Annotated in this window: 24 protein-coding genes; 8 read left to right on the forward strand and 16 right to left on the reverse strand. The window is 39.7% G+C overall.

Going from position 1 to position 15,578, the window contains the following annotated elements; translation table 11 throughout:
• Positions 1 to 293: 293 nt before the first annotated feature.
• A complete protein-coding gene (locus tag AC3WTB_RS00460) occupies positions 294 to 707 on the reverse strand; it encodes a CoA-binding protein (RefSeq protein WP_492333185.1) in 414 nt (137 codons plus the stop codon).
• A gap of 154 nt (positions 708 to 861) precedes the next feature.
• On the opposite strand from AC3WTB_RS00460, the gene plsY reads away from it, so the two are divergent.
• Both plsY and AC3WTB_RS00470 read left to right on the forward strand, forming a co-directional pair.
• Positions 862 to 1,443 carry a glycerol-3-phosphate 1-O-acyltransferase PlsY gene (plsY, locus tag AC3WTB_RS00465; RefSeq protein WP_024425146.1) on the forward strand — a complete coding sequence of 194 codons (582 nt, stop codon included), beginning with the start codon at positions 862 to 864 and terminating at the stop codon, positions 1,441 to 1,443.
• A 97-nt stretch (positions 1,444 to 1,540) separates the two neighbouring features.
• Entirely contained in the window at positions 1,541 to 1,828 is a 288-nt protein-coding gene (locus tag AC3WTB_RS00470; RefSeq protein ID WP_024425145.1) for a HesB/YadR/YfhF family protein, read from the forward strand.
• Positions 1,829 to 1,867: 39 nt separating this feature from the next.
• Here the strand turns inward: AC3WTB_RS00470 and AC3WTB_RS00475 are convergent, their stop codons facing one another.
• The 7 genes from AC3WTB_RS00475 to acnA form a co-directional block, all read right to left on the reverse strand.
• On the reverse strand, positions 1,868 to 2,179 hold the full coding sequence (locus AC3WTB_RS00475) for a hypothetical protein (protein ID WP_039178934.1): 312 nt from the start codon (positions 2,177 to 2,179) through the stop codon (positions 1,868 to 1,870).
• A gap of 3 nt (positions 2,180 to 2,182) precedes the next feature.
• Positions 2,183 to 2,605 (reverse strand): acyl-CoA thioesterase, encoded by a 423-nt coding sequence (locus AC3WTB_RS00480; RefSeq protein WP_024425143.1) that lies wholly within the window; start codon positions 2,603 to 2,605, stop codon positions 2,183 to 2,185.
• 107 nt (positions 2,606 to 2,712) lie between these two features.
• Complete coding sequence (gene tlp, locus AC3WTB_RS00485; protein WP_064498512.1) at positions 2,713 to 2,955, reverse strand: small acid-soluble spore protein Tlp; 243 nt, start codon at positions 2,953 to 2,955, stop codon at positions 2,713 to 2,715.
• Between the two features lie 14 nt (positions 2,956 to 2,969).
• Positions 2,970 to 3,113, reverse strand: a complete 144-nt coding sequence (locus tag AC3WTB_RS00490) for an acid-soluble spore protein N (protein WP_008357830.1) — start codon at positions 3,111 to 3,113, stop codon at positions 2,970 to 2,972.
• A gap of 51 nt (positions 3,114 to 3,164) precedes the next feature.
• Complete coding sequence (locus AC3WTB_RS00495; RefSeq protein WP_003211002.1) at positions 3,165 to 3,290, reverse strand: FbpB family small basic protein; 126 nt, start codon at positions 3,288 to 3,290, stop codon at positions 3,165 to 3,167.
• Between the two features lie 74 nt (positions 3,291 to 3,364).
• Positions 3,365 to 3,868, reverse strand: a complete 504-nt coding sequence (locus tag AC3WTB_RS00500) for a TlpA family protein disulfide reductase (protein WP_039178927.1) — start codon at positions 3,866 to 3,868, stop codon at positions 3,365 to 3,367.
• A gap of 66 nt (positions 3,869 to 3,934) precedes the next feature.
• Positions 3,935 to 6,664, reverse strand: coding sequence for an aconitate hydratase AcnA (gene acnA, locus AC3WTB_RS00505; protein ID WP_064498511.1), 2,730 nt, complete (start codon positions 6,662 to 6,664; stop codon positions 3,935 to 3,937).
• Between the two features lie 220 nt (positions 6,665 to 6,884).
• Between acnA and sspO the strand changes: the two genes are divergently transcribed.
• The 4 genes from sspO to AC3WTB_RS00525 all read left to right on the forward strand — a co-directional run bounded on the left by sspO (position 6,885) and on the right by AC3WTB_RS00525 (position 8,389).
• The gene (sspO, locus tag AC3WTB_RS00510; RefSeq protein WP_039178922.1) at positions 6,885 to 7,031 is read left to right on the forward strand and encodes a small acid-soluble spore protein SspO; all 147 of its coding nucleotides are present in this window, start codon (positions 6,885 to 6,887) and stop codon (positions 7,029 to 7,031) included.
• Positions 7,032 to 7,047: 16 nt separating this feature from the next.
• A complete protein-coding gene (locus AC3WTB_RS00515) occupies positions 7,048 to 7,194 on the forward strand; it encodes a small acid-soluble spore protein P (RefSeq protein WP_003211331.1) in 147 nt (48 codons plus the stop codon).
• Positions 7,195 to 7,296: 102 nt separating this feature from the next.
• Positions 7,297 to 7,698: an Hsp20/alpha crystallin family protein gene (locus AC3WTB_RS00520; protein ID WP_039178919.1), complete on the forward strand. Its 402-nt coding sequence runs from the start codon at positions 7,297 to 7,299 to the stop codon at positions 7,696 to 7,698.
• Positions 7,699 to 7,960: 262 nt separating this feature from the next.
• Positions 7,961 to 8,389 carry a DUF2621 domain-containing protein gene (locus AC3WTB_RS00525; RefSeq protein WP_075611441.1) on the forward strand — a complete coding sequence of 143 codons (429 nt, stop codon included), beginning with the start codon at positions 7,961 to 7,963 and terminating at the stop codon, positions 8,387 to 8,389.
• A 22-nt stretch (positions 8,390 to 8,411) separates the two neighbouring features.
• Here the strand turns inward: AC3WTB_RS00525 and AC3WTB_RS00530 are convergent, their stop codons facing one another.
• Together AC3WTB_RS00530 and AC3WTB_RS00535 are read right to left on the reverse strand one after the other, a co-directional pair.
• Entirely contained in the window at positions 8,412 to 8,894 is a 483-nt protein-coding gene (locus tag AC3WTB_RS00530; RefSeq protein WP_024425136.1) for a CcdC family protein, read from the reverse strand.
• 94 nt (positions 8,895 to 8,988) lie between these two features.
• Entirely contained in the window at positions 8,989 to 9,696 is a 708-nt protein-coding gene (locus AC3WTB_RS00535; RefSeq protein ID WP_151284320.1) for a cytochrome c biogenesis CcdA family protein, read from the reverse strand.
• Positions 9,697 to 9,905: 209 nt separating this feature from the next.
• Here AC3WTB_RS00535 and AC3WTB_RS00540 point away from each other — a divergent pair, with 209 nt between their 5' ends.
• Entirely contained in the window at positions 9,906 to 10,079 is a 174-nt protein-coding gene (locus tag AC3WTB_RS00540) for an aspartyl-phosphate phosphatase Spo0E family protein (protein WP_369810454.1), read from the forward strand.
• A 259-nt stretch (positions 10,080 to 10,338) separates the two neighbouring features.
• Here the strand turns inward: AC3WTB_RS00540 and AC3WTB_RS00545 are convergent, their stop codons facing one another.
• The 6 genes from AC3WTB_RS00545 to yneA all read right to left on the reverse strand — a co-directional run bounded on the left by AC3WTB_RS00545 (position 10,339) and on the right by yneA (position 14,754).
• On the reverse strand, positions 10,339 to 10,557 hold the full coding sequence (locus AC3WTB_RS00545; RefSeq protein ID WP_003212379.1) for a YneF family protein: 219 nt from the start codon (positions 10,555 to 10,557) through the stop codon (positions 10,339 to 10,341).
• 84 nt (positions 10,558 to 10,641) lie between these two features.
• Positions 10,642 to 11,088, reverse strand: a complete 447-nt coding sequence (sirA, locus tag AC3WTB_RS00550) for a sporulation inhibitor of replication protein SirA (RefSeq protein ID WP_024425134.1) — start codon at positions 11,086 to 11,088, stop codon at positions 10,642 to 10,644.
• A 198-nt stretch (positions 11,089 to 11,286) separates the two neighbouring features.
• On the reverse strand, positions 11,287 to 13,290 hold the full coding sequence (gene tkt, locus AC3WTB_RS00555) for a transketolase (RefSeq protein ID WP_059375396.1): 2,004 nt from the start codon (positions 13,288 to 13,290) through the stop codon (positions 11,287 to 11,289).
• 187 nt (positions 13,291 to 13,477) lie between these two features.
• Positions 13,478 to 13,708 (reverse strand): DUF896 domain-containing protein, encoded by a 231-nt coding sequence (locus AC3WTB_RS00560; protein ID WP_024425132.1) that lies wholly within the window; start codon positions 13,706 to 13,708, stop codon positions 13,478 to 13,480.
• A 69-nt stretch (positions 13,709 to 13,777) separates the two neighbouring features.
• The gene (locus tag AC3WTB_RS00565; protein ID WP_041085133.1) at positions 13,778 to 14,425 is read right to left on the reverse strand and encodes a YneB family resolvase-like protein; all 648 of its coding nucleotides are present in this window, start codon (positions 14,423 to 14,425) and stop codon (positions 13,778 to 13,780) included.
• Between the two features lie 17 nt (positions 14,426 to 14,442).
• Positions 14,443 to 14,754: a cell division suppressor protein YneA gene (gene yneA / locus AC3WTB_RS00570; RefSeq protein ID WP_034283425.1), complete on the reverse strand. Its 312-nt coding sequence runs from the start codon at positions 14,752 to 14,754 to the stop codon at positions 14,443 to 14,445.
• Positions 14,755 to 14,913: 159 nt separating this feature from the next.
• On the opposite strand from yneA, the gene lexA reads away from it, so the two are divergent.
• Complete coding sequence (gene lexA, locus AC3WTB_RS00575) at positions 14,914 to 15,534, forward strand: transcriptional repressor LexA (RefSeq protein ID WP_024425129.1); 621 nt, start codon at positions 14,914 to 14,916, stop codon at positions 15,532 to 15,534.
• Positions 15,535 to 15,578 lie beyond the last annotated feature (44 nt).

The raw sequence follows: 15,578 nt of genomic DNA on the forward strand, positions 1-15,578 counted from the left end.
TAGGATTCACCAATACATGCTCTTTTGCACAGCTATGAGAATCATTCTACATTCTGCAATCAGAACTAGAAGTCCATTATAAACAAGACTGTTTCATAAGCCAAATGCAATCATATGATGGTTTTAGCAAAATAGAACAAATGTTCTGCATTTATCTTATCGCTCTTTTTCTAGATATGCAAGGCCGCCGATATGTCCCTGTCGCCTTATTTTATCGCTTTCTTCTAGAATCGCAAATATATTTCTGCAACAAAAAAGCAAAAATCCTTGAAAAACCAAGGATTTTTGACGATTTAATGAGTTTTTGTCATCGCATGAGCCACCTTGATACATAAATCCATGATGACGACCTTGCCATTTTCCTCAATCAGCCTTTTCGCTTCTTCGTGATATATGCCTTGCTGCGCCCAAAAAACAGGTGCGTCTATTTCGAGAAACTCTTCTGCCACCTCTGGCAAAAACTCTGAACGTCTAAAGACATTGACGATATCAACAGGCTCTTTTAAGTCTTTTAAAGAAGCGACTGCTTTCACACCGAGTGCTTCATCGATCGTTGGATTCACTGGGATAATCTCATACCCGGCATCCTGCATCGCTTTAGACACCATATAAGACGTCCGGTGCGGCTGATCTGATAATCCAACAACAGCAATTCGTTTACTGCTCTTTAATATACGGCCGATTTCTTCTTTCGAAGGATTGTTCATCAAGACACTCCTTTTCCTCTATTTTAGCGAATTTCTGCTTAAAAACAAAGCTGAATCCATCTGCTTTGGATTTTTTCAAAAAAAGTTCCCCATGTTTTTCACAAGATCATGTTAAAATGTAAGACAAGAGGGAGAATATAAAGGAGTTATGCAGATGTTAATTGCTTTGATGTTTATTTTGGCTTATCTTCTCGGCAGTATTCCATCCGGTCTCATTGTCGGGAAAGCTGCAAAGGGTATCGATATCCGTGAACATGGCAGCGGAAACCTAGGTGCGACGAATGCATTTCGTACACTTGGCGTAAAAGCAGGGTCTATTGTGATTACTGCTGATATCCTAAAAGGGACGCTTGCTTCAGCTTTACCGTTTTTCATGCAGCTGGACATCCATCCCTTATTAGCAGGAGTTGCTGCTGTTATCGGTCACAGCTTTCCTGTCTTTGCAAAATTTAAAGGGGGAAAAGCAGTCGCTACATCAGGCGGTGTACTGCTATTTTATGCCCCATTCCTATTTATCACGATGATCGCTGCTTTTTTCTTATTTTTATACATTAGTAAATATGTTTCACTATCATCTATGCTGACCGGGATCTATACATTCATTTACAGCATATTCACCAAAGACCTATTCTTAATCATTGTTGTTGCCGTTCTTGCTGGCTTTGTGATCTACAGACACATCGCCAACCTCAAACGAATTCTCAACAAAACTGAACCGAAAATCAAATGGCTCTAGCCGTTTCATCCATTTAAATATGTGGTAAAAGTAAAGAAAAGCTGTTTTTGCATCCTGCATTTTAAAAACAGCATGACTTCAAAAAGGGGCGATCACATTGAAATTAACAATAAAAGAAGATGCACTCAATTGGTACAAGGATGAATTAGATTTAGAAAAAGGTGATCAAGTTCGCTTTTTTGTGAGATATGGCGGGTGCAGTAATGTTCAAAAAGGCTTTTCTCTCGGCGTCGCAAAAGATGAACCTCAAAATGCCGGCGCAACTGCTGAAATAGAAGGTATTACTTTCTTTATTGAGGAAAGTGATATTTGGTACTTTGACAACCATGATCTGCATATTGATTATAACGAGTCCGTGAAAGAACCAGAATTTCATTATGAATAAACAAAAAAGATACCTCATCCCTCGGGTATCTTTTTTGTTTTACACTTCAATATACAGCCCATACTCTTGAATGTTTCCTAAAGACCGTTCCTTTTGCAGAATTCTTTTTTGCGGCTCACCGATCAAGTCAAAATGAGGAAACCCTTCCCGGTCATGAATCCATTCTTTTTTTAGTCCATGTCTTTCTCCCCACTCAACTAACCGCTTCATATCCTGACAGGCTGCTTTTGTGACGGTATTGGCATTTGGAAAACGGTCATCGAGCCAGTAGTGTGTTAAAAAAGCAACTTTTCCTTCCTGGACAGCTGTTTTCCAAGCGTTTAAATCGCTTCGTTTAATACCAAAAGCCATAAATTAAACCTGCTTCTTCGACTGTTCATATACTTTATGCCAAGCAGGAAAGGCTTTTCTAAATTGAATAGGTCTAAAGGTGTCTTTATCTACACAAATATGTGAGGTTGTCCCTGTAATCGCTGTTTGTCCATCAGGTTTTTGAATTTCATAGCCATACACCGTTTTGACACCATTATATTCTTCAATCCATGTATGAACGGTTGCTGTTTCACCATACAGCAATGGTTTTTTATATTGAACCTGCAAGTCTATAACAGGTGCAAGAGCACCGTCTGCTTCTAGCTGCGCATAGGAAAACCCTAATTCTTTAATCAATGCTGTTCTGCCGACTTCCATCCAGATTAAATAATTGGCATGATATACGATGCCCATTTGATCTGTTTCTGCATAACGGACTTCTATTTCTTTTTTGGATACATACACGTTTTCATCGCTCTCCTATCAAAACCTAAGGTCTGTCTCTGCCATTTTACCACATTCCAAATGGTTCTTCTAAAAAGAGGCAATAAAATAAACCAGGAATCCCTGGTTTATTCAGTATAGCCATTCTTTCTTGCTGCTTCTTCGTCCTTGATCTCAGAACGCATCGCGTCAATACTCATTTTGCGGTTTTCGTTTTTTTGTTTGATCATTTGCTTTTCTGTCTCAGTCGAAACGGATATCGCTGCTTCAGATTCATCGATATTGTCAAGTGTGTTCTCGATCATATCTTGCAGCTTTTCAACATTATCAGATCGATCATCTGGATTGGATTGATATGACTCGTTATTCATGATGATTCCCCTCCTTATTCGCCCTTTGTCTGTATCACATCTGGCTGTTCATTTGATTTATTATGCATCTTTTTACCTTTATTCCGTTTGTATGCTACAGGTTTTGTCCCTAAATGGTCTGGTGTAAACTGCGCTTGTTTATCATGCTCTCTACCCATTATTCATCCCTCCCTCTCCTTTAGGATGAACGAAAACGGATAATTCATGACTTATTTTTGTCTAAATCGTTCTTCCAACTTTTCTTCGAGCTGGTTTAAAAATTCCTCATTGCTTAATAATTCTTTTTTATTTTCAAGCACAAGCTCTTCAAATGTGCGTCGTTTTCTTCTTCTCATTCCACTCACCTCCATATATGTATGATTACATTTTCGCCAAAACATTTGGAAAATAAGCAAAAAGAGCTGAATCATTATAGATCCAGCTCTTTTTCAATTTCTTTTTTTGTCAGCATTTGATGCTTCACAGACATGATGCGTCCTTTTTCATCTAATATGTAGGTCGTTGGGTATGAAAGAACCTGATATCTTGCTTGAATGCCTTTTTGGTCCAATAAAACAGGAAAGCTCAGCTTTAATTCTTTTGTGAATGCTGCCACATGATCCACACTCTTTTCAGTAGTCGTCAAATTCACCGCTAGTACTTCAACTTGGTCATTTTCGCTCCTAATTGCGTCTAGATCCGGCATTTCTGTCCTGCACGGCTTACACCATGTCGCCCAGAAATTGATGAGCACCTTTTTCCCTCGGTAATCAGATAACGAGGCGGTTTTGCCATCAAGGGTTTTTAGTTCGAAATCAGGGGCTTGATCCCCTTTTTCAAGACCGATTGCGGGCTCTTTTGGCCCAAATAAATTCCATGCAAGTAAACCAATCAACACAAGTAAAACAGCGCTTGCCATTCCTTTTTTCCACATGATTGATCCTCCACTATTTTAAAAAAGAAGAGAAAGCTGTTGAATCGCCTTCTCTTCTTTGCTGTATTAGTTGCTTGCCAATTTTTCGCGAAGTACCATTTGAAGGATACCGCCATGACGATAGTAGTCAATTTCAACTTCACTGTCAAAGCGAACGACCACTTCAAATGTTTTCTCGTTACCATCTGTGTCAATTGCTTTCACAGTAACGAGATCACGCGGACGAACTGTTTCGTCAACATGAACTTCAAATGTTTCTGTTCCTGTTAGACCATGAGTTTCTGCACTTTCTCCGTCTTTAAACTGCAAAGGAAGTACGCCCATGAAGACAAGGTTACTTCTGTGGATACGCTCAAAGCTTTCAGCTAGAACAAATTTAATTCCAAGAAGGTTTGTTCCTTTTGCAGCCCAGTCACGTGAAGAACCCATTCCGTAGTCTTTACCTGCTAAGATCGCTAGACCTGTTCCATCTTCTTTATAGCGCATGCATGCATCATAAATGGATGTCACTTCACCAGTTGGCCAGTAAGTTGTATAGCCGCCTTCTGTTCCCGGTGCAATTTGGTTCTTAATACGGATGTTTGCAAAAGTACCTCTCATCATGACATGGTGGTTACCACGGCGAGATCCATATGAGTTAAAGTCTCTAGGCGACACGCCTCTTTCTTGCAAGTATTTGCCCGCCGGTGTGTCCTTACCAATCGCTCCAGCAGGAGAAATATGGTCAGTTGTGACAGAGTCACCGAACTTCGCAACTACGCGCAAGCCTTTAAGCGGTTCAACTTTACCAGGTTCAACTGATAGGTTTTCAAAGAATGGCGGGTTATCAATGTATGTGGAATTTTCATCCCATTTGTACAATGCATCATCCGTCGTTTTAATTTCATTCCAGCGGTCATTGTTGTCAAAAACAGTTTCATACTCTGAACGGAATAGCTCAGGTGTGACAGTGCTTTTAACGACGCTGTTGATTTCGTCCATTGATGGCCAAATGTCATTGAAATAAACGTTTTCGCCATTTTTATCGACACCGATAGGATCTTTTGTTAAATCAATATTCACCGTACCTGCAAGTGCATAAGCCACAACTAATGGTGGAGATGCAAGGTAGTTTCCTTTCACAAGCGGATGGATACGACCTTCAAAGTTACGGTTACCTGATAAAACAGAAGTGATCAGCAGATCATTTTCAGAGACAGCATCTTCAATTTCTTTCTCAAGCGGTCCTGAGTTTCCGATACAAGTTGTACAGCCATATCCAACAATGTTAAATCCGAGGTCTCTTAAATATGGAAGAAGTCCTGAATTCACAAGGTATCCTGTTACAACTTTAGAACCCGGCGCTAGTGACGTTTTCACGTAGTTTGGCACTTTCATACCGAGCTCACTTGCTTTCTTCGCAACAAGACCTGCTCCGATTAACACGTATGGGTTCGATGTATTCGTACAGCTCGTAATCGCTGCAATCGCAATCGCACCTGTCTTCATCACAGCTTTTTCACCGTTTGCAAGATCAAATTCGATTTGTTTATCAAGCTCTGATTTATCTAAGCCAAACCCTTGGTTACCAGCTGGGCTTTCGATGTGTTTATGGAACGTCTCTTTCATTTGAGAAAGTGGAATCAAATCTTGTGGACGTTTAGGACCAGATAAGTTTGACTCAATTTTAGAAAGATCAATTTCCACAACATCAGTAAAAACTGGTTCTTCTGCATCTGGCGTATAGAATAAGCCATTTGCACGAGAATATTCTTCAACGATATTAATTTGCTCTTCATCACGTCCAGTAAGGCGAAGGTAAGCAAGTGCTTCTTCATCTACTGGGAAGAATCCACAAGTAGCACCGTATTCTGGCGCCATGTTCGCAATTGTTGCACGATCTGCTAATGGCAATTGAGCAACACCCGGTCCGAAGAACTCAACGAACTTGTTTACTACGCCTTTTTCACGAAGGACTTGTGTGACTTTTAATGCAAGGTCAGTTGCAGTCGTTCCGTTTGGAAGCTCTCCAACTAATTTAGCACCAATCACTTCTGGTACTGGGAAGTATGAAGGCTGACCAAGCATACCAGCTTCCGCTTCGATACCGCCAACGCCCCATCCAAGTACACCGATACCGTTAATCATCGTTGTATGAGAGTCAGTTCCAACTAATGTATCTGGGTAAGTGATGATCTCGCCATCTTCTTCAATCGCATGAACAACACTTGCAAGATACTCTAAGTTCACTTGGTGAACAATTCCTGTTGCAGGCGGAACAGCTTGGTAGTTGTTAAACGCTTTCTTTGCCCAGCTAAGGAAGTTATAACGCTCTGCGTTACGTTCGAATTCTAAATCCATGTTAATGTTTAATGCATCTTCAGTTCCAGCTTTATCAACTTGTACTGAGTGGTCAATAACAAGGTCAACTGGAATTTCAGGGTTAATTTTATCCGGATCCCCGCCCACATCTGCCATTGCTTTTCTTAAAGAAGCAAGGTCAACGACGGCTGGTACACCCGTGAAGTCTTGTAAAATAACACGAGAAGGTTTAAATGGAACATCAATTTCTTTTACCTCGGCAGTTCCCCATTTTGCCAAGTTTTCAACGTGTTCCTTCTTGATCACTCTACCGTCTACTTGGCGAAGCACTGATTCTAAAAGTACCTTAATGGAATAAGGCAGCTTAGAAACATTTCCAATTCCTTGTTTCTCTAGTGCTTCTAACGAATAATAGTGATACGTTTTCCCATTTGTCGAAAACGTTTTTCTAGATTGAAAAGCGTCTTGTTTAGCGACTTGCTGCTGTTTCGACATGTCCAAAATCCCCCTTTTGATGATCAAGATCAATTTCAATTCTCAGAAAAATCGTCGTATTTCACCACAATTTTCTCACAATTTCATCTTAAAACAAATTCATACATAAGTAAATAACAATGCTTTTATTAAATTCAATAAGTTTAACTTATCATTAGGAAATGATTACTCTTCATAAACTAAGCGCAGCGGGTTCATACTACAAATGAGGTGAAAGAACATGACAAAACGCAAAGCAAATCATGTCATTGACGGCATGAACGCAGCCAAAAGCCAAGGTAATGGCGCAGGCTATACGGAAGATGATCAACTCGTTTTAACAGAAGAACAAAGACAAAACAATAAAAAACGCAAAAAAAATCAATAAGAAGGAGCCAAACATCATGACGAATAAAAACACAGGGAAAGACATCCGTCAAAACTCTCCTAAGGAGCATCAAGGCGGTCAGCCTGAGCCGCTATCAGGCAGTAAAAAAGTGAAAAACCGCAACCATACAAGACAAAAGCACAATTCTCATCATGATATGTAATCATTCCCCTCTCATCCCGTGACCACACGGGATGTTTTAGGTCTTTCACACATTTCCATTTTCATCATATGATTTATTATGAGATGTGATGGAGGAGTGTTTATGGAGAATGAAAAGCAATCGAATTCCTCTGATTTCCTTGAAATAGATGATTGGCTCAATGTTTTAATGGATGATCCATTTGCCTGGTATGATGAACACCTCCCAATTGATCTTTATGAAACAAGCCGTGATTATATTATTGAAATCGATGTCTCCACCTTATCGATCACTGATGTAAAGCTGACCTTCGCTGGACATGAGCTGACGTTGACTTACACAGTACAAAAGCCAAAAGGTGAAGGCGAACAGCCAATTGAAAAAAGCGTGATGCTTCCTTTTTATTTAAACGACAAAGACATTGCAACAGATTATGAAAACCAAATCATATCGATAAAAATTAAAAAATGTTCCGACCATCCAAGCGGTGCATTTTCCTTTCAAATCCCCCACTTCAAACATTAAGAGCCCACCTTCATATAGGTGGGCTCTCTTCCCGTTCGTTTCAAGTCAATACCTTTTGCGAACCACCATGGCCAAATAGTAGAATCGCTATATGATAATGTATTCTTTTTCTACTAATCGGTTTGGGTCATTCTAGTAAATGGGCGGCTATCAATGAAAAAGGGCGTTTATAGAGATAATAGACATACATTTTTGTTATTTTCTTCTATCCTCTCTTCATGTAATATAAAATAGAGAGATAAGGGGTATAAGGAGTGAGAACATGTTAAGCGGCTGGTTTTTGTGGTTCATTTTATTTTGGGGTACAGTGATGATCGGATTACTCGCAATCGGTGGCTTTTTTATGTTTCGCAAATTTTTAAAACGATTGCCAAAGGAAGATGGGAAATCAGAGCTTGATTGGCAGGATGAATATATTCAAAAGAGCCTTCACCTATGGCGGGATGAGGACAAACAGCTGTTAAATGAACTCGTATCACCTGTTCCAGAGCTGTTTAGAGATGTTGCCAAAGAAAAAATAGCGGGTAAAATTGGTGAGCTGGCATTAAAAGAACAGGCTGCCAGCATTAATCTAGACTTAATCATTCGCGGCTACATTATGGCTACACCAAAGCGTGATCATAAATTTTTATTGAAGCGCCTTCAAGAAAAAAACATTGATCACTCGCCATATGAATCGTTATTAAAATAACCTCCTTTTTTAAAAAGGAGGTTTAATTCATTTGAATTTGCTGCGGATCTAATTGTTTAGACAGCTTTCTAAACGACAAATACATGGCAACCCGCCAAGGTACGATCATGCCAAAGGCAAGAATCCAAAACATCCCGCTTAATGAGCCATAATCAATAGAAGAACTTAGGATGGTCTTCATTCCGATACGAAGGACAAGAAGTCCAATGAGAATAAACACAAATGCTTTTGACCGCTTTAAGTAAATGTCATTGCCTCTAATTTCAAACTTCGATGTTTTAATTAAAAATATAGAGAAAAACATCCCCACTGTGATCGCTTCTAGAAATTCAGCTCCAGTTACCCGGAACATTGGAACAAAAAACATCAGTGCGCCAGTGCTCATGAAAATAGGAGGTAAAATAATTTTTTTTGCCGTTGCAGGTTTTGCAGATGACTTAATGCGAATAAACATGACGGCCACCGCCATACATACCGCAATTATAGAAGAGATCAAGATCATCATATCAAATCATTCCTTTATTCTTTAAGGTCAGCCTATGTATAATATACTCCAATTGACGAAAAAAAACCATTCGCCGCGACTGTAGAAAACGATTTCAAAAGCCTGTAAAACCGCCAAACAATGATGAGAACATGATGATAATCCATGTCAGAAGATCAAAGAACAGCAAAATCCCTACCACAATCATAATGATTCCGCCAATTCGCATGATAAGCTGCTGGCGCTTTCTGATCCACCCCATTTTCGTAATGAAAAAGGAGAGAATAAAAAACGGGACGGCAAATCCAAATATATACGCAATCATATACATGACAGCCGACTCAGGATTGTTACTCGCCAGTGTGATGACAGCGGATAAAATAGGGCCAGTACAAGGTGTCCATCCAGCGGCAAAGCCCATTCCGATGAGAATGGATCCAAAAAAACCAGCAGGACGATTTTTGAACTGTATTCTCTTTTCACCCATGAGGAAAGAGGGCTTGAATACGCCAAGAGTCATAAAACCAAAGAAAATAATAAGGATGGCTCCAATTTGACGAATCGCTTGATGATAATCATTAAAAAACTTCCCGACAAACGATGTCCCAAACCCAATCGCAATAAATATAATAGAGAAACCAATTAAAAAGAATAATGTATGAAGCAGACTTCTTTTTCTCAGCATCACCTTCTCGGATTTCACTTCATCTATACTAACGCCCGTAATATACGATAAAAATGCTGGATAAAGCGGAAGACAACACGGTGAAATAAAAGAAAGAAATCCTGCTCCAAATGCTAAAAAGTAATTCAAATCTGTCAAAAGAACACCCCCTTCTTACAAATATACAATAAGAGATGACAAAATCATTTCATTTTTTTTACATCACCTCAATAAAGATGGTCTATTCTCTTAAAACCTTATATAATTTAATTTGACATCAAGATAATGAATCCTTTAAATTTGAAAATAAACCTTAAAATGGATATAATAGAATCGATTCTTTTTATCAAGATTTGCATGAAAGGAACATGACTTTGGTAAAAACATCATTATTAACTCAAATCGAAGAAAAAAGAGAAGAGCTGATGAAAGTTGTCTTGCATAATGGGATGACATCAACAGTGACCATCGAACATAGCCAGCAGCTAGATCATCTCCTCTTACAATATCAACGACACTTACACTCAAACTCAGCCAACTAATTATACTTCATGATATCAAACATGCCGCACCATTGTAGAACAGTTGATATGTGTGACCATAAAAGAAACGAAAACCTCTGATATAGGGGTTTTTTGTTTTTCATGCTGTTTGACGCCATAATAAAAACCACCTTCCCTGCTTCATTCATGCAAGTACAGTGGTTTTAAGCGTCTGATGAAGGTGAATTGAATAAAGAAAGGACAACGCTTGTCCATTCTTTATAACCATGTTCCATCTATGATCATAATATCGTACGTATTATTTCGCTTGGTTGTTCATGGCTTTCATCATTTGATTGATTTTCTTCTGGGACGGTTTCATGCCCATTTGCATCATCATCATTCGAAGCATTTGTTCATTAATCGGTGGATTCTTTTTCAAATAGCTCATCATATACTTACGAGCAATAAAGAATCCGAGTGCAACTCCTGCAAGCAGTGCAACAACGCCTACAAGGATGACAACCCATAAATCCATAATTCTTCCTCCTTCATGTTGTCTCGTATAAAGTGTACTAAACAAAAGGCTATTATACAACATTTCACGTTCAATTTTATTTTTTTAAACAAAATTCCTCACTTTTACTGGATTAAGCCACCCGTGCTTCTTTGAACTAAAGTCCATCGCAAGAAAACAAGGGCTGATTTTTCTCAGCACTTCAAAAAACACCGCTTCTGCCTCATAACTGCCAGTCGCAGACATTTGGATATACCGGTCTTTAATAATAAATGCTGCGGTTCCTTTTCCATCTGGTAAAGAAGCGCTGTAAATCGAGCCTATTTGTGTATAGTGAATGTTCGTTAAGTTATTCATGAGACGCTGGTGCATATGAAAAGCAGGGATTCGCTTCGTCACATAATCCACTTGCTTCACAAGCATAACTAACTCATCGTCGGTGCGATTCGTCCAGTGTAATGACTCAAACAAATGAAACAAAATCGATTCTCTGCCAAAATAGTGATGTGCAAATTCATCCTCAATCCAATAAATATAATAATGGCGTTCCATGTCTATCCCTTCCTTTCACATTTCGTCAATCTCGTTTATTGCTTGTATTATACAAAAATGTGAAAGAAAGAATTGTCTATATATGAAGCAAGAAGAAACTAGTTTTGTCAAAAAAACAAGAAAAAAGAAAAAAGTTTGCAGAGCGGATGAAAATGCTCTGCAAACAGATAGCAAAAAAGCATGATGCTTGGAGTTCGTTTATTTATTCAGCTTCGCTTTCACACGGCTGACTACATTGCTGACAGTAAATCCGTATTTCTCGATAATGGTTTCACCTGGTGCAGATGCGCCAAATTTATCAATTGCAATCACGTCACCGTCAAGGCCAGTGTAACGCTCCCAGCCAAGTGAAGCACCCATTTCAATCGCAATACGTGCACGTACTGCTTTAGGAAGAACGGATTCTTTGTATTCGTCTGACTGCTGATCGAAGCGATCCCATGCAGGAAGGCTGACAACAGATGCGCGGATACCCTCTTTTTCAAGTGCCTTTTGCGCTTCAATGGCTAAACCAACCTCAGATCCTGAAGCGAGTAGAAGTGCTTCTGGCTGTGCATCAGCTGCTTCAACCACAACGTATCCACCCTTTTCTACTCCCTCATATGCCTTCTCTGGTGCCTGGTCAATCGTTGGAAGGTTTTGACGAGTAAGAACTAGTGCAGTCGGTTTATCCGTTGAAGATACAGCTAGTTTCCACGCTGCAGCTGTTTCATTTCCATCTGCTGGGCGAATAACGGAAAGGTTAGGCATCGCACGCAGTGAAGCAAGCTGTTCAACTGGTTCATGTGTTGGACCATCTTCACCAACAGCGATACTATCATGAGTAAAGACGTATGTGACTGGAAGTCCCATTAAGGCAGCAAGACGAATCGCTGGTCTTAAGTAATCTGAGAAAACAAAGAACGTTCCGCCGAATACACGAAGACCGCCGTGAAGCGCCATACCGTTGAGCGCCGCACCCATTGCAAATTCTCTCACACCGAACCAAATGTTTTTGCCGGCATAATTATTTTTTCCGAAATCATCCGTGTTTTTAATCGTTGTTTTGTTTGATCCAGCAAGGTCAGCAGACCCGCCAATAAAGAAAGGTACTTGCTTTGCAATGCCATTTAACACTTCGCCTGAAGAAGCGCGGGAGGCAAGGCTTGAACCTGCTTCATAAACAGGAACCTCTTGGTCCCAATTTTCAGGAAGCTTTCCTTCAATCGCAAGCTTCAGCTGTGCTGCCAGCTCTGGATATTCTTTTTCGTATTGCGCAAACAGCTCATTCCAAGCTGCTTCTTTTTTCTGACCAGCGTCTTTGACAGCTTCTTTGAAATGATCGTACACTTCAGAAGGTACATGGAAATCTTCTTCAAACGTCCAAGAGTAAGCATCCTTCGTCAGCTTAGCTTCCTCGCTGCCAAGAGGTGCACCATGCACACCAGACGTTCCCGCACGGTTTGGCGAACCGAAACCGATTGTTGTTTTCACTTCGATTAAAGTAGGTCTGTCTGTGCTTTGTTTCGCCTTTTCAATAGCAGCTGTTACTTCTTCGATGTTGTTGCCGTCTTTCACGTAAAGAACTTCCCAGTTCATCGCTTCAAAACGATTCTTCACATTTTCAGAGAATGAGCGATCTAAGTCGCCATCTAAAGAAATGTCATTTGAATCGTAAAGAACGATTAAACGGCCTAAGCCTAAATGACCAGCAAGTGAAGCAGCTTCTGAGGAAATCCCCTCCATTAAGTCTCCATCTCCGCAAATGCTGTATGTATAGTGATCTACAACCTGAAAGTTGTCTTTGTTATACGTTTCCGCAAGATGTCTTTCTGCAAGTGCCATCCCTACTGCCATAGCAATTCCCTGGCCTAAAGGACCTGTTGTGGCATCTACGCCTTCTGTGTGTCCAAATTCAGGATGTCCAGGTGTTTTGCTTCCCCATTGGCGGAATTGTTTTAGATCATCGATGCTCAGATTGTATCCGCTTAAATGAAGCATGCTGTATAGAAGCATAGAACCATGTCCCGCAGATAAAACAAAGCGGTCTCTGTTAAACCATTTTGGATTTTGCGGACTTACGTTTAAGTGATTCGTCCATAAAGCGTACGCCATTGGTGCAGCACCCATCGGCATTCCTGGGTGACCGGAATTCGCTTTTTCAATTGCGTCTATGGAGAGAGTACGTATTGTTGCAATAGATTTCAATTCAATCGTTTCCATATAAATCCCCTTCCGTATCTTGTGTACACCATTATCATAAATCTACTGTCCTTTTTTCACAACTATTTCACGCTGAAAAAGAAGGATTTTGTCACATTTAGTTTATCGATCACCTAAAAAGTTATGCAAATATGAAAAAAGACGAGAATAATCTTCCCATCTTTTCAAAATTCAAGAAATCACAGCCTTAATGAAGGTTCTGATCTTTTTCTCTTTTTAATTTTTCTGGTGTGACATCGTTTCCTTCAGGATCAACGATCTTGACAGTTTTAAGTGTATTTTTCATAGAAGAACGAAAAGCTTTCAAATACTCTTCTCTCAACTGCTTTTGTTCTGTTTTTTCAGCGTCTGATAAACCGGTCTCTTTCGACTTTTTTGAAAGCTCATTTATTCTTGCAAGCTGTTCTTTAGAAATCATGACAAACTCCTTTAAAGCATTTTCTCTACATACTACTAAATATCAATCATTTTGACAACAAATCACGCTTTAGGTGGTAAGGTCTTTTTCATATTCTTGATACCTTCTATGCACCGTTGCTTTTGAAATGTCAAAACCTAATGCCTGAAGAGTTGCGGCAATTTCGGCGAATGTCATATTGTTTTTTCTTAATCGAACAATTTCTGAAATCGGCACTTCAATACGCTCACGGCCAGGTGCATGGTCCTGCTGCCTTAAATTCAGTTCAGGCTGATATCCGCGCTCAACTGCCCTTTTCATTCCCCGCTTGATTTTCAGGTTATGAATTTTCCGTTGGTATTCTTCGACGACTCCTACAATCTCAATGACCATTTCATCTGCTTCTGAAAGCTCAAGCTCTCCTCTATGAAACACGCTGTATACCTTTACGTTCTCTTTAAATAAACAATGAAGAAGTGCAATTTTTGCTTGTCCTCTTCCAAGACGAGTTTCATCCTGGATCAAAACGGCATCGATTGACTCTTCCTTCAGTGCAGCAAGCATTTCAAACACACCATCACGATCTAAATCATATCCACTTGCTTTTTCTTTGATGACTTTGACCACATTCATCTTGTGCATGGCAGCTAACGCCAGCAGTTCTTCTTCTTGTCTTTTCAACGAGGTTTCCTGCTCTTCTTTGACAGTGCTTACTCTCGCATAAATGATTGCGTTCATGTCTAAAATCGACCTTTCTACTGTACTGTTGCAAGCTGATATACGACTGGATGCTCTTTTTTGACGGGTATAACAAGAATGTCGCCAGGCTGGATTTCAGTTGAAGCAAGATCATTGTGTTCGGTAACCCAATCAATAAATGCATTTTTGTCGATTGATTTGCTGTCGTTTACTTGATCAGCTAACCCCCAAAGAGTATCACCTGATTGAACCTCTATTTTAACATACTGATTTGTATCATTATGGCTTGTGACTGCAATAAGTGAGAGAAATATGCCAACGATGAATGAGAATACCCCAATAAAAATAATAGATTCTTTTAACCTCATAATGTCATCTCTCCTAATAGAATATGTGTTCGCTCTTTCTGTCACTCATTATAAATACGAACAAACGTTTCTGTCAAACGTTTTTTTCGAACCTATGTTTGTACTGTTAGGAAAAACATGCTATAATTTCTTTAAAATTGACGTTTTGAGGTGCAAAAGATGACGAAGCTATCAAAAAGACAACTCGATATCCTGAAATTCATCAAAGATGAAGTAAAAAGCAAGGGTTATCCCCCATCCGTCCGTGAAATTGGAGAAGCTGTCGGTCTAGCATCCAGTTCAACGGTCCATGGACATTTAGCTAGACTAGAAACAAAGGGCTTAATTAGAAGAGACCCGACAAAACCTAGAGCGATCGAAGTACTAGATGAAGAGGAAATGAATATTCCAAAGAGTGCTGTAATGAACGTTCCAGTCATCGGAAAAGTAACGGCCGGCCTTCCTATCACTGCTGTTGAAAATGTAGAAGAATACTTCCCCCTTCCAGAGACTTTTGCAGCACCAGATGAACAAGTGTTTATGCTTGAAATTATGGGAGAAAGTATGATTGATGCAGGTATTTTGGACAAGGACTATGTCATCGTGCGTCAGCAAAGCACCGCTAACAATGGTGATATTGTGGTCGCCATGACAGAGGAAGATGAAGCGACAGTCAAACGCTTTTATAAAGAAGATACACACTTTAGATTACAGCCAGAGAACCCATCAATGGAACCGATTATTTTACAGAATGTGAGTATACTAGGTAAAGTGATTGGCGTATTTCGAAATATTCATTAAAAAAAGCCGGTATTTCATCAGCTGCTGATGAGAACCGGCTTTTT

It is taken from the genome of Bacillus sp. EB106-04-04-XG123, assembly GCF_058791855.1.

What these genes read in the sequence shown, in the direction of transcription:
- AC3WTB_RS00460 (WP_492333185.1), bottom strand. Translation starts at nt 707, where the DNA reads ATGAACAATCCTTCGAAAGAAGAAATCGGCCGTATATTAAAGAGCAGT.
- plsY (WP_024425146.1), top strand. Translation starts at nt 862, where the DNA reads ATGTTAATTGCTTTGATGTTTATTTTGGCTTATCTTCTCGGCAGTATT.
- AC3WTB_RS00475 (WP_039178934.1), bottom strand. Translation starts at nt 2,179, where the DNA reads ATGGCTTTTGGTATTAAACGAAGCGATTTAAACGCTTGGAAAACAGCT.
- tlp (WP_064498512.1), bottom strand. Translation starts at nt 2,955, where the DNA reads ATGAATAACGAGTCATATCAATCCAATCCAGATGATCGATCTGATAAT.
- AC3WTB_RS00490 (WP_008357830.1), bottom strand. Translation starts at nt 3,113, where the DNA reads ATGGGTAGAGAGCATGATAAACAAGCGCAGTTTACACCAGACCATTTA.
- AC3WTB_RS00495 (WP_003211002.1), bottom strand. Translation starts at nt 3,290, where the DNA reads ATGAGAAGAAGAAAACGACGCACATTTGAAGAGCTTGTGCTTGAAAAT.
- AC3WTB_RS00500 (WP_039178927.1), bottom strand. Translation starts at nt 3,868, where the DNA reads ATGTGGAAAAAAGGAATGGCAAGCGCTGTTTTACTTGTGTTGATTGGT.
- acnA (WP_064498511.1), bottom strand. Translation starts at nt 6,664, where the DNA reads ATGTCGAAACAGCAGCAAGTCGCTAAACAAGACGCTTTTCAATCTAGA.
- sspO (WP_039178922.1), top strand. Translation starts at nt 6,885, where the DNA reads ATGACAAAACGCAAAGCAAATCATGTCATTGACGGCATGAACGCAGCC.
- AC3WTB_RS00515 (WP_003211331.1), top strand. Translation starts at nt 7,048, where the DNA reads ATGACGAATAAAAACACAGGGAAAGACATCCGTCAAAACTCTCCTAAG.
- AC3WTB_RS00520 (WP_039178919.1), top strand. Translation starts at nt 7,297, where the DNA reads ATGGAGAATGAAAAGCAATCGAATTCCTCTGATTTCCTTGAAATAGAT.
- AC3WTB_RS00525 (WP_075611441.1), top strand. Translation starts at nt 7,961, where the DNA reads ATGTTAAGCGGCTGGTTTTTGTGGTTCATTTTATTTTGGGGTACAGTG.
- AC3WTB_RS00530 (WP_024425136.1), bottom strand. Translation starts at nt 8,894, where the DNA reads ATGATGATCTTGATCTCTTCTATAATTGCGGTATGTATGGCGGTGGCC.
- AC3WTB_RS00540 (WP_369810454.1), top strand. Translation starts at nt 9,906, where the DNA reads ATGACTTTGGTAAAAACATCATTATTAACTCAAATCGAAGAAAAAAGA.
- AC3WTB_RS00545 (WP_003212379.1), bottom strand. Translation starts at nt 10,557, where the DNA reads ATGGATTTATGGGTTGTCATCCTTGTAGGCGTTGTTGCACTGCTTGCA.
- sirA (WP_024425134.1), bottom strand. Translation starts at nt 11,088, where the DNA reads ATGGAACGCCATTATTATATTTATTGGATTGAGGATGAATTTGCACAT.
- tkt (WP_059375396.1), bottom strand. Translation starts at nt 13,290, where the DNA reads ATGGAAACGATTGAATTGAAATCTATTGCAACAATACGTACTCTCTCC.
- AC3WTB_RS00560 (WP_024425132.1), bottom strand. Translation starts at nt 13,708, where the DNA reads ATGATTTCTAAAGAACAGCTTGCAAGAATAAATGAGCTTTCAAAAAAG.
- AC3WTB_RS00565 (WP_041085133.1), bottom strand. Translation starts at nt 14,425, where the DNA reads ATGAACGCAATCATTTATGCGAGAGTAAGCACTGTCAAAGAAGAGCAG.
- yneA (WP_034283425.1), bottom strand. Translation starts at nt 14,754, where the DNA reads ATGAGGTTAAAAGAATCTATTATTTTTATTGGGGTATTCTCATTCATC.
- lexA (WP_024425129.1), top strand. Translation starts at nt 14,914, where the DNA reads ATGACGAAGCTATCAAAAAGACAACTCGATATCCTGAAATTCATCAAA.